Origin of the sequence: Micromonospora sp. NBC_00898 (genome assembly GCF_045207895.1) — a bacterium.
In the GTDB taxonomy this organism is placed as follows: Bacteria; Actinomycetota; Actinomycetes; order Mycobacteriales; family Micromonosporaceae; genus Micromonospora.
Genome location: NZ_CP108775.1, coordinates 5,751,355 through 5,762,895, shown reverse-complemented (window position 1 = coordinate 5,762,895; position 11,541 = coordinate 5,751,355). Strand labels below are relative to the sequence as shown.

Annotated in this window: 10 protein-coding genes; 6 read left to right on the top strand and 4 right to left on the bottom strand. The window is 72.7% G+C overall.

Translation table 11 applies throughout. The features are described from left to right. Positions 1 to 446: 446 nt before the first annotated feature. Positions 447 to 551: a hypothetical protein gene (locus tag OG799_RS28045; protein ID WP_406039146.1), complete on the top strand. Its 105-nt coding sequence runs from the start codon at positions 447 to 449 to the stop codon at positions 549 to 551. Between the two features lie 872 nt (positions 552 to 1,423). On the opposite strand, the gene OG799_RS28040 is transcribed toward OG799_RS28045, so the two are convergent. Next, complete coding sequence (locus OG799_RS28040; RefSeq protein ID WP_406039144.1) at positions 1,424 to 1,849, bottom strand: PIN domain nuclease; 426 nt, start codon at positions 1,847 to 1,849, stop codon at positions 1,424 to 1,426. Next, a complete protein-coding gene (locus tag OG799_RS28035) occupies positions 1,846 to 2,055 on the bottom strand; it encodes a type II toxin-antitoxin system VapB family antitoxin (RefSeq protein WP_406039142.1) in 210 nt (69 codons plus the stop codon). Before OG799_RS28035 ends, OG799_RS28040 begins: the two co-directional genes overlap by 4 nt. An 89-nt stretch (positions 2,056 to 2,144) precedes the next feature. Between OG799_RS28035 and purB the strand changes: the two genes are divergently transcribed. Continuing rightward, positions 2,145 to 3,569: an adenylosuccinate lyase gene (purB, locus tag OG799_RS28030; protein ID WP_406039140.1), complete on the top strand. Its 1,425-nt coding sequence runs from the start codon at positions 2,145 to 2,147 to the stop codon at positions 3,567 to 3,569. 110 nt (positions 3,570 to 3,679) lie between these two features. Here purB and OG799_RS28025 read toward each other — a convergent pair whose 3' ends face one another. Then, the gene (locus tag OG799_RS28025; RefSeq protein ID WP_406046430.1) at positions 3,680 to 4,243 is read right to left on the bottom strand and encodes a YbjQ family protein; all 564 of its coding nucleotides are present in this window, start codon (positions 4,241 to 4,243) and stop codon (positions 3,680 to 3,682) included. 466 nt (positions 4,244 to 4,709) lie between these two features. Here OG799_RS28025 and purS point away from each other — a divergent pair, with 466 nt between their 5' ends. The 4 genes from purS to OG799_RS28005 all read left to right on the top strand — a co-directional run bounded on the left by purS (position 4,710) and on the right by OG799_RS28005 (position 9,150). Continuing rightward, positions 4,710 to 4,973 carry a phosphoribosylformylglycinamidine synthase subunit PurS gene (gene purS, locus OG799_RS28020; protein ID WP_393180097.1) on the top strand — a complete coding sequence of 88 codons (264 nt, stop codon included), beginning with the start codon at positions 4,710 to 4,712 and terminating at the stop codon, positions 4,971 to 4,973. Continuing rightward, positions 4,970 to 5,653 (top strand): phosphoribosylformylglycinamidine synthase subunit PurQ, encoded by a 684-nt coding sequence (gene purQ / locus OG799_RS28015; protein ID WP_406039137.1) that lies wholly within the window; start codon positions 4,970 to 4,972, stop codon positions 5,651 to 5,653. Before purS ends, purQ begins: the two co-directional genes overlap by 4 nt. A 64-nt stretch (positions 5,654 to 5,717) precedes the next feature. Beyond that, complete coding sequence (gene purL / locus OG799_RS28010) at positions 5,718 to 8,390, top strand: phosphoribosylformylglycinamidine synthase subunit PurL (protein WP_406039135.1); 2,673 nt, start codon at positions 5,718 to 5,720, stop codon at positions 8,388 to 8,390. Positions 8,391 to 8,394: 4 nt separating this feature from the next. Next, positions 8,395 to 9,150, top strand: a complete 756-nt coding sequence (locus tag OG799_RS28005; RefSeq protein WP_406046429.1) for a 2-phosphosulfolactate phosphatase — start codon at positions 8,395 to 8,397, stop codon at positions 9,148 to 9,150. Positions 9,151 to 9,475: 325 nt separating this feature from the next. Here OG799_RS28005 and OG799_RS28000 read toward each other — a convergent pair whose 3' ends face one another. Continuing rightward, positions 9,476 to 11,446 carry a carboxypeptidase regulatory-like domain-containing protein gene (locus tag OG799_RS28000; RefSeq protein ID WP_406039133.1) on the bottom strand — a complete coding sequence of 657 codons (1,971 nt, stop codon included), beginning with the start codon at positions 11,444 to 11,446 and terminating at the stop codon, positions 9,476 to 9,478. Positions 11,447 to 11,541: the final 95 nt, after the last annotated feature.

Genomic DNA, 11,541 nt, shown 5'->3' with positions numbered 1-11,541 from the left:
CCCCAGACATGAGATGGACGAGAGGGCCGGCGCGGTGAAAGGCGTAGACGAGGACGAGTACCGGCAGTTCGTGGCGGCTCGGCTGGAGCCGCTGCGGGTGATGGCCTTCTTGCTCTGCCGCGACTGGCACACCGCCGACGACCTGCTCTCCATCATCATCGGCAAGCTCTACCGGCACTGGCGGCGGGTGCGCGCGATGGAGAACGTCGACGCGTACGTCCGGGCGATGCTGGCCAATGCCTGGCTGGACGAGCGCCGCCGGCCGTGGCGGCGGGAGCGGGCTACCGGCGAGCTGCCCGACCAGGCTCATCTGGAACTTCCCGATGCGGCGCTGGCCGATCGGGAACTGCTGCGCGACCTGCTGGCCCAGCTACCCCGGCGACGACGTGCGGTGATCGTCCTGCCGCTTCTACTGCGACCTCTCGGTCGAGGAGACGGCGCGGGCTTTGGGCATCAGCGCCGGCGCCGTCAAGAGCCAGGCGGCGCGGGGGCTGGCGAGCCTGCACCTACTGGCGACGGTGGATCCCACGGAGAACGGAGAGCGGGCATGAGCTACCGGGGGATCTTCCGGGAGGCGGTCGGGGAGATTCCGCCCACCTCCATCGATGTGGACCGGATCATCGCCCGGCAGCGCCGGCAGCGCCGGCAGCGCCGGCAGCGCCGGCAGCGCCGACTGCGGCGGATCCGGCTGGCGGCGACCGCGGCCATCACGGTGCTGGGGGTCACCGTGCCGGTGGCGCTGGCGGGTGGTCAGGGGAAGGACGCGCCGGTGACGTCCGGGAGCCCCACGCCGCACCTCGCGAGGACCCCCCGCCCCGAGCCAGGACGGACCTTCACGCCGCTCGACCAGGCCGTCTTCGCGGCGCTTGCAAGGCATGCCCCCGGCGTACAGTGGGCGACGGACAGCGGGAACCCGCGAGGTGACCTGGCGACGTGGAATTCCGGCAGCTCCAGTTCGCCCTACTTCGGGACGGGTCGGATCCGGTCGGGTGACCGGTTCGGCGACTTCCTCGTGCAGATTGACCGGGCCTGGAAGCTTGATCCGTGCACCGCGGACATGATCAAGCAGAACGGCTGCGTCGACAGTACGGGGCCGGGTGGCGAGAAGATCCAGTCCTGGACGAACCGTAATCCGGTCAGCCGTCCTCCTTCGCGGCCCGGGGCGCCCGCCCCGACCACCACTGCCACATTCTCGTTGCGCCACGACGTCCTGGGTGGAACGGCCGGACGGGATATTCCTGATCGTGACCGTCCAGGCCGACGGCGAGGATTCGCCCCTCACCCTGGCGCAGTTGACCGCGTTCGCCCTGGACCCCGCGATCACGGTCGACTGACGCCGTGGCGCCCGGCCGGGGGCGCGGTGGCGCCACGTCCCCGGCCAGCCCGGCGGCCTTCAGCCAGGGCCGACGGAGCCGGCCATCGCCTACTTGATCGAGCCGGCCGGTGCCAGCCAGCGCATCGGCTGGCCGGTCACGGCGGCGATCTGGTCGAAGTCGCGGTCGTAGTGCAGCAGGGAGAGCCCCTGGTACTCGGCCGTGGCGGCGATCAGGAGGTCGACCGCGCCGGCCGACCGGTGTTGACCCCGTCCGGTCAGCTCGACCTGGATCTCGGTCGCCCGTTCGTAGATCCGGTCGGGCATGGCCACCCACCCGAAGACGACGCGCAGTTGCTGCTCGAGGTGGGCGCGGTCGGCGGCGGACCGGGCCGAGTAGAGGAATTCCAGCTCGACGAGGGGGCAGACGGCGACGAGACCGGCGGTGACAGTTGGCTCCCAGCGGGCCAGCGTCTCGGGATCCCGGAGTAGTCGGACGAGGGCGCTGGTGTCGACCAGGTAGTCGGCGAGCTTCACGACCGGTACGTCGGCTTGTCGAGCAGCTCGTCGAAGTCGCCGGCCTGCCCACGGCTCGCCAGTTCGGCGAGCGCGCGGGCCCGGCGCACTCGTGCCGCTCCCTCGCGGAGCGCCACGTTGACCGTGTCCTTCTTCGTCCTGGTGCCGAACGCCTCGGCCGCGTCGGCCAGCGCGTCGTCGTCGACATCCACGAGGATCTTGGTCATCCGGCCCCCTATATACGGCAAGCTTCAGCAGTATATCCCCGCGGTGGCCTGGTGCAGGGCCGTGCGCCGGGTACGGGAGAATGAGGCGCGTGACGACGATCCCGAACGTGCTCGCCAACCGGTACGCCTCGCCCGAGCTGGTCGCCCTCTGGTCGCCCGAGGAGAAGGTACGCATGGAGCGCCGGCTCTGGCTGGCCGTGCTCCGGGCCCAGCGGGACCTGGGCGTGCCGGTGCCGGACGGGGTGGTCGAGGCGTACGAGCGGGTCGTCGACGACGTCGACCTGGCCTCGATCGCGCAGCGCGAGCGGGTCACCCGGCACGATGTGAAGGCCCGGATCGAGGAGTTCAGCGCGCTCGCCGGGCACGAGCACGTGCACAAGGGGATGACCTCCCGGGACCTCACCGAGAACGTCGAGCAGTTGCAGGTGCGGGCCTCGCTGGAGCTGATCCGGGACCGGGTGGTCGCCACCCTGGCCCGGCTCGCCTGGCACGCCCACGAGTACTCCGGCCTGGTGCTGACCGGCCGGTCGCACAACGTGGCCGCGCAGGCCACCACGCTGGGCAAGCGCTTCGCGTCGGCGGCGGAGGAGCTGCTGATCGCGTACGACCGGCTGACGGACCTGATCGGCCGGTACCCGCTGCGTGGGATCAAGGGTCCGGTCGGCACCGCCGCGGACCAGCTCGACCTCTTCGACGGTGACGCCGGCAAGGTGGCGGAGCTGGAGCGCCGGGTGGCCGAGCACCTCGGGTTCGCCCGGGTGCTGGACAGCGTCGGCCAGGTCTACCCGCGGTCGTTGGACTTCGACGTGCTCTCCGCGCTGGCGCAGGTCGCCGCCGCGCCGTCGTCGCTGGCCACCACGATCCGGCTGATGGTCGGCCAGGAGTTGGTCACCGAGGGCTTCAAGCCGGGTCAGGTCGGCTCCAGCGCGATGCCGCACAAGATGAACACCCGCTCCTCCGAGCGGGTGAACGGCTTCGCGGTGATCATCCGGGGTTACCTGTCGATGGTCGGCGAGCTGGCCGGTGACCAGTGGAACGAGGGGGACGTCTCCTGCTCGGTGGTCCGCCGGGTGGCCCTGCCGGACGCGTTCTTCGCCGCCGACGGGCTGTTCCAGACCTTCCTCACCGTGCTGGACGAGTTCGGGCCGTACCCGGCGGTGATCAACCGCGAGCTGGAGCGTTTCCTGCCGTTCCTGGCCACCACGAAGATCCTGGTCGCGGCGGTCCGGCGGGGCGTCGGCCGGGAGGTCGCGCACGAGGTGATCAAGGAGCACGCGGTCGCCGTGGCCCTCGCCATGCGGGAGAAGGGCGCCCCCGACAACGACCTCTTCGACCGCCTGGCGGCCGACGGCCGCCTGGGCCTCAGCCGCGCCGAGATCGACTCCCTGGTGGCCGACCGCAACGCCTTCGTCGGCACCGCCGCCGCCCAGGTCGACCGGATCACCGCCCGCATCGCCGACGTGGTCGCCGCCCACCCCCAGGCCGCCGCCTACTCCCCGCCCCCCATCCTCTGACTGCCCCTCCCCGGCCGCTCGGGGAGCCGACGTCGATCATGAAGTTGTTGCCGCGACACGCCGACGGCGAGAACAACAACTTCATGATCGATTCAGGTGGGCGGGTCCGGTCAGGAGTCGCGGGTGGGGGTTTCGGCGGCCGAGGAGAGATTGGGGGCGCTCGCGGGTTCGGCGATGCCGCCGGGGGCGGACGCGATCTCCGGCTCGTGGGCGGATTCCGCGGCCACCATGGGCTGGTCGGCGGGCATGACGTCCGGCATCTTGGGTACGACGATCACCGCCGTCCCGTACGCGCAGATCTCCATCCACATCTCGCCGCAGTCCCGGCTGTCGAAGCGCATACCGATCACCGCGTTCGCGCCGAGCCGCTCGGCCTCTTCGCCGAGCCGGGCCACCGAGTCGGTACGCCAGCGGGTGAGGTTGTCCGGCGCCATCGGGTCGTACGCGCCCCCGCGCAGGTTCTTCACCCCCTCGCGGTACGGGTTCCGGGTCCTGGCCATCGAGGACACCACTTCGCCGAGGATCTGGCGGATCTCGTAGCCGGGCAGTTGATCCGTCGTCACGACCAGCACGGTTCCGATGCTGTCAGGCGGGGAGCGGGTCTTTCGTGAGGGTTGTTCACCTGATCGGATGCTGCAAAACGGCGCGCCGGGGTCGGGAGGGCCGTCGGCCACCCGGAGGGCCGGCAACTGTCGGACATCGGCCAGTAGGCGATCGCCGGGCCGCTACCGTGTCGGATGCCCGAGAAGGCGTGATCAGTCCGAAAAGCGGCCGGAGCCGACAGCAGGGGACGGGCGCCGCGCCACGCCCAGGCGATCCGGTCCTTTCGCGGCTGCGCCGACGGACCTGGCGGCATGGAAGCTCACCGATGCGCTCCGCAAGGCGGTGAGGCGTGCGACATGCAGTAGCGCGACGGCGGCCGATGTAACAATTTGGCCACCTGTGGCGCTGTAAAACGCCTGGTACGGGCAGGTTTCCCGACCGACCCGACAGCCCGCCGGCCCGCTCTCCGCCGGTTATGTTGATCAGTGCCTGGACCGCGCCCGGCCGGTGCGGCCGGGACGGTATCTGCCAGGTACGCTGGCTGCGCTCGCCCCTTGTGGGTCGGCACCCAACTGCGTACACAGTCAGGAGTGCCCAGTGCCTCGCGTCGTCGTCGACGTCATGCTCAAGCCCGAGATCCTCGATCCCCAGGGCCAGGCCGTCGCAAACGCGCTGCCCCGGCTCGGCGTCAGTGACGTCGCCTCGGTCCGGATCGGCAGGCGGATCGAGATCGAGTTCACCGGTGAACCGGACCTGGACCGGGCCCGGGAGATCGCCGACAAGCTGCTCGCCAACCCGGTCATCGAGGACTTCACCGTCCGCGTGGTCGAGACCGACGAGACCGTGGACGCGCACCAGTGACCGCCCGGGTCGGTGTGGTGACGTTCCCCGGCTCGCTCGACGACGGGGACGCGGCCCGTGCCGTCCGGATCGCCGGCGCCGAGCCGGTGCGCCTCTGGCACGGTGATCCGGAGCTGTACGGGGTGGACGCCGCCGTCCTCCCGGGTGGCTTCTCCTACGGTGACTACCTGCGCTGCGGCGCCATCGCCCGGTTCGCCCCGGTGATGGAGACGATCGTGGACGCGGCCCGGGGTGGCCTGCCGGTGCTCGGCATCTGCAACGGCTTCCAGATCCTCTGCGAGGCCCACCTGCTCCCCGGCGCGCTCACCCGCAACCAGCACCTGCACTTCCGTAACCGGGACCAGGTCCTGCGGGTGGAGTCGACCGGCACCGCCTGGACGAACGCGTTCCAGCCGGGCCAGGAGATCCTCATCCCGGTCAAGAACGGCGAGGGCTGCTACGTCGCCGACCCCGCGACGCTGGACCAGCTCGAGGCCGAGGGTCGGGTCGTCGCCCGCTACCTCGGCGGCAACCCCAACGGTTCGCAGCGCGACATCGCCGCGATCACCAACCAGGCCGGCAACGTGGTCGGCATCATGCCGCATCCCGAGCACGCGGTGGAGGCCCTCACCGGCCCCTCCCTGGACGGTCTCGGCTTCTTCACCTCGGTGCTCAAGCACCTGGTGGGGGCGCCGGCGTGACCGTGCGCGGGATCATCGGCCGGCTCACCCGCCGGTACAGCGGCGAGCGCAGCGAGGAGAGGTCATGACCACCCATCCGGATCCGGCCGTACGGGAGACGCCGGGTGCCTTCCCGGCCGCCCCGGTGGAGCCGCGTGCGGCCGCCGTGGTGCCGCAGGCCGGCCCGGCCGATGCCGGTCGCCACGTCGAGCCCGCCCCGGCCGACGACTGGGCCCTCGGCGTGGACACCGTGCCCCGGGCGTCCGGCACGCCGGAGGAGCTCCAGCCGTACGCCGAGCTGGGCCTCCGCGACGATGAGTACGACCGCATCCGGCACATCCTCGGCCGCCGGCCCACCCAGGCCGAGCTGGCCATGTACTCGATCATGTGGAGTGAGCACTGCTCCTACAAGTCGAGCAAGGTGCACCTGCGCCAGTTCGGCGAGAAGGCTCCGCCGAGCGACCGGCTGCTCGCCGGCATCGGTGAGAACGCCGGCGTCGTGCAGGTCTCCGACGAGCTGGCGGTGACCTTCAAGGTCGAGTCGCACAACCACCCGAGCTTCGTCGAGCCGTACCAGGGCGCGGCGACCGGCGTCGGCGGCATCGTCCGGGACATCCTCGCCATGGGCGCCCGCCCGGTCGCGGTGATGGACCCGCTGCGCTTCGGCGCGGCCGACCACCCGGACACCGCCCGGGTGCTGACCGGCGTGGTCGCCGGCGTCGGCGGCTACGGCAACTGCCTCGGCCTGCCGAACATCGGCGGCGAGCTCGTCTTCGACCCCAGCTACCAGGGCAACCCGCTGCTCAACGCGCTCTGCCTCGGCGTGCTGCGCGTCGACCGGCTGCAGAACAAGGCCGCCGCCGGCCCGGGCAACATCGTGGTGCTGATGGGCGCCAAGACCGGCCGGGACGGTATCGGCGGCGTGTCGGTGCTGGCCAGCGCCACCTTCGACGAGGCCAGCGAGCAGCGCCGCCCGGCCGTACAGGTGGGCGACCCGTTCACCGAGAAGCTGCTGATCGAGGCCTGCCTCGAGCTGTACGACGCCGAGCTGGTCGTCGGCATCCAGGACCTGGGTGGTGCCGGCCTGACCTGCGCGCTCACCGAGACCGCCGCCGCGGCCGGCACCGGCATGCGGGTCTGGCTGGAGCGGGTGCCGCTGCGCGAGCCGTCGATGGAGCCGCACGAGATCCTGGCCAGCGAGTCCCAGGAGCGGATGCTGCTGGTCGTCGCCCCGGACAAGCTGGAGGCGGTGCTCAAGACCGCTGAGAAGTGGGGCGTGCTCGCCACCGCGATCGGTGAGGTCACCCCGCCGGCACCGGACGGCCAGCCGGGCCGGCTGCTGGTCACCTGGCGCGACCAGATCGTGGTCGACGTCCCGCCGGGCTCGCTGGTGGACGACGGGCCGGTCTACGCCCGTCCGATGCGCGAGCCGGCCGACCTGATCCTGCTCCAGGCGGACCGGGCCGAGACGCTGCCCCGGCCGAACGACCCGGAGGCGCTGCGGGAGACCGTGCTGCGCATGATCGCGTCGCCGAACCTGGCCGACAAGACCTGGGTCACCGAGCAGTACGACCGGTACGTGCTGGGCAACACCGTGCTGGCCCAGCCGGAGGACTCCGGCGTGATCCGGATCGACGAGCGGACCGGCCTGGGTGTCGCCCTCTCCGTCGACGGCAACGGCCGGTACGCGCGTCTCGACCCGTACCACGGCACCAAGCTGGCGCTCGCCGAGGCGTACCGGAACGTGGCGGTGACCGGCGCGAAGCCGATCGCCGTGACCAACTGCCTCAACTTCGGCTCGCCGGAGGACCCGGGCGTGATGTGGCAGTTCGCCGAGGCCGTCCGCGGCCTGGCGGACGGCTGCCTGGAGCTGGGCATCCCGGTGACCGGCGGCAACGTCAGCTTCTACAACCAGACCGGCGCCGCGGCGATCCACCCGACTCCGGTGGTCGGCGTGCTGGGCGTGCTGGACAACGTGGCCGAGCGGGTGCCGATGGGCTTCGTGCCGCGGCCGGGCGGCGACCACGACCAGCTCTTCCTGCTCGGTGAGACGCACGTGGAGCTCTCCGGCTCGGAGTGGGCCTGGGTGACGCACGAGCACCTGGGCGGTATCCCGCCGCAGGTCGACCTGGCCCGGGAGCGGCAGCTCGCCGAGCTGCTGGCCGAGGCGGCCCGGGTGGGCCACCTCAGCTCGGCGCACGACCTCTCCGACGGCGGTCTGGCCCAGAGCCTGGTCGAGTCCTGCCTGCGGCGGGGCGTCGGCGCCCGGATCGCGGTGCCGGAGCACTTCACCGGCGGTTCGATGCCGTTCGTCTACCTGTTCAGCGAGTCCGCCGGGCGGGTCCTGGTGTCGGTGCCGCGTGGGCACGAGAAGGCGTTCACCGCCCTCTGCGCCGAGCGTGGGGTGCCGTGGGAGTTGATCGGGGTCACCGACCCCGCCGGCGGTGCCCTGGAGGTGCACGGCCAGTTCCGGATCGGCCTGGACGAGCTCCGCACGGCGCACACCGAGACGCTGCCGCGGCTCTTCGGCGGCGCGGAGGCGGCCCAGGTGGAGGTGGAGGCGGCCCGGACCGGGGCGACCGGCGTCCTGCCGGCCACCGTCGAGCAGCCGGCCGAGGGCACGGTGCCCGCCACCGAGGGTGCCGCCGACGCGGCGACGACCGACGGCGGTCCCGACGCGTCCGGGACGGGCCCGGACGGGTCCGCGCCCGCCTCCTCCGGTGAGTCGGACCAGCCCACCGCGCCCGATCAGCGCTGAGGCGTTGGCCGCGGCCGTCTACGCACAGCCCGGTTCCGGCGCCCGGTTCGACTGGGGGCTGACCGGGGCGGCCGAACTCGGCCGGGTGTGTGCCGCCCTGGTGGTGGTGGACGTCCTCTCGTTCACCACCGCCGTGGAGGTGGCGGTCGGCCGCGGCATGCGGGTGCACCCCTTCCCCTGGGGTGAGCAGGCGGCCGAGTACGCCCGCCGGGTCGGCGCCGTCGCGGCCGTCGGCCGCCGCCGGGTGACCCCGGAGCACCCGTGGTCGCTGTCCCCGGCCGCGCTGCGCACCGCGCCGGTCGTCCCCGACCTGGTGTTGCCGTCGCCGAACGGTTCGGCGATCAGCGCCGCCGCCAGCGCCACCGGCCTGCCGGTGGTCGCGGCGTGCCTGCGCAACGCGCGCGCCGTCGGGCGTTGGCTGCGCGCCGAGGGGTACGGCTCGACCGACGCCCCGGTCGGTGTGGTCGCCGCCGGCGAACGGTGGCCGGACGGCTCGCTGCGTCCCTCGGTGGAGGACCAGCTCGGGGCGGCCAGCGTGCTGGATGCCCTCGCCGGCGTGCCGGGCGGGCTTTCGGTGGAGGCCGCGATGGCGCTGGCCGCGCTGGCCAGCACGCCGGACGTGCCGGCGGCGGTCCGGGGCTGCGTCTCCGGCCGGGAACTCGCCGAGGGCGGCTTCGCCGCCGACGTGGAGGTCGCGGTCCAGGTCGACGTCTCGGACGTGGTGCCGGTGCTGCGGCGGGGCTTCTTCTCCGCCGCCTGACCCGGTCCTGCCGGCCCGCATTCGGCCCTTGCCCTTGCCCTTGCCCTTGTGCTCGCCCTGCCGTCGACGCGGTCGCCTGGCCTGCCGTGGTGGACCGGGACGCTATGGACCTGATGACGTGGACGATTCAGGCGGGGTCAGGGGAGAGACTCGTCCGGGGTGGGCGTCGCGGCTGCGGCGCGATTCACTGACGACGTCAGCTTCATAGCCGTCGGCAGACCCTACCGCCGGCCGCGCCGGCCACCCGCAATGACGGCGACGGCCGCCCGGAATTCTCCGAGCGGCCGCCGTCGAGGTCACCGGGGCGGTGCACGCCCCGACCCGGTCAGTCGTCGAGCCAGTCCAGCCGGCGACCGCCGCGCTCCTGCGGGGCGTCCGGACGACCCCGACCGGCCTGCGCCGGGTCGGCGTAGTAGCCGCCCTGGTCGTAGCCCTGGTTGTCGTAGCCGCTGCGCTGCTGCGGCGGCTCCTGGCCGTAGCCGCCCTGCTGGCCGTACCCGCCCTGCTGGGGCTGGCCGTAGCCGGCGTCGGCGCCGCCGTAGCCACCGCGCTGGTCGTAACCCTGCTGACCGGTGTCGTAACCACCTGCGGGGCCGTTGTCGTACCCACCACCCGCAGGGCCGTTGTCGTAGCCGCTGCGCGTCCGGCCGCTGTCGTAGCCGCCGGCCGGCGCGCCATAGCCGGCGCCGGCGCCGTAGCCGTTGGTCGGCTCGGGCCCGCGGCCGTACTGGCCGGGATCCGGCTGGCCGTAGCCCCGCCCCTGGTCCGCCGGGGGCTGGTAGGTGCTGGTCGGGTACGGGTCGGCCGGCGGGACGTACGACTGCGTGCCGTCACCCGCGTAGCGACCGGTCGGCTCGTCGTACCGCTCGCCGTAGCCGGCGCCCTGGGCCGGCTCGCCGTAGCCACCGGCGCCCTGGGCGGGCGGGTAGCCAGCCGCTCCGGCGCCGTAGTCCCGGCTGCCGTAGCCGCCACCGGAGGACGGCGAGTTGCCGTAGCCGCCACCCGAGGAAGGGGCGTTGCCGTAGCCGTTGCCGGCGCCGTAGCCGCCCTGACCGGGGGCCTCCTCGCCGTAGCCACTGCCGGCCCAGCCCGGCTGCCCGCCAGGGCCGTACGAGGGCGGCGGAGCGCCGTACGGGTCCGGCGGGACATCGTCGACGACCGGTCGGTGCATCATCGTCGGCGCGTCGCTGAGCGGGGTGCCACCGGCCATGGTCGGGGTCGGACCGGCGCCCATCCCGTTCACCACCCGGGTGTGGTCGTCGGCGCCCCGGTAGGCGCCCCGGGCGCCCGGTACCGCACCGGCGCCGGTCACGGGACCCGGGCCGCCCGGGCCGTCCCCGTCGGTGTCGTCGTCGTTCTTGCGGCGCATGTAGAGCAGCACGATGGTGCCGACACCCACGGCCACGAAGAGGCCGCCGAGCAGGATCAGCAGCCAGGAGCTGCCGGAGTCCTCGTTGGCGGCGGCCTGCTGCTGGCCGGGGCCGGCCTCCGCGGAGGGGTCGTCGGTGGCCTCGTCGGTGGCCTCGTCCGTCGCCGCGGCCTCCTCGCTCGCCGCGGGGGTGGCGCTGGGGGTGGCCGCGGCCTTGATCGTCAAGCTGATCCGCTGGCCGGTCACGCTCTGCCCGGCGTTCGCGTTGATCATCTTGGTGGCCTTGATGTCGTTCTTGATAGCGCCGAGGTCGATCCGGCCGGGCGCGATCGGGTTGCTGGCCGAGCCGTCGAAGCGGTAGTTGCCGCTGCCGTCGCTGCTGGTGCTGTACTGGTGCCGCTGCGAGTCGAGCAGCATCACCGTGGCGTTCGCGATCGGATCCCCGGTGTTGCTGTCGACCACCTTGCCGGAAATCGACTTGACCGTCTGCGCCTGGGTCGGCGACGGAGCCGCCTTGGCCTTGACGGTCAGGGAGAAGGACGGCGCGGCGGGGCTGGAACTGTCCGGCACCACCTGGACCGTGACGTTCGCGCTGGCGTCCGGCGCGTTGTCGTTCGCCTTGAGCGTCAGCAACTGCGTCTTCGACGAGCCGGGGGGGCCGTTGAACTGGAAGTTGCCGCAACCGCCCGAACAGCTGACGCCCGCCGGCAGGCCGGTCAGGTTGATGGTGCCACTCTTGTCGTCGATGCTCGGCTTGATCACCACGGTGACGGTGGTGTCGCTGCCGGCGTTGAGGGTGACCGACTGGGGCTGCACGGTGGCTTCGGCCGCGAGAGCTGGTGTGGCGGGGGCGGCGAGCAGCGCGCCGGCAACCAGCGCTACGACCACACCGGCCCGATGCTTCCAGGCACGTCGGTGTGTTGACACGTCCACCGCCTTCCGGTCTGACTTCCCTGGCCGGTGGGAGCCGGGCCGGGGTTCATCACTCACGGTACGAATACGCCGTCGGCAACTATGCCTTG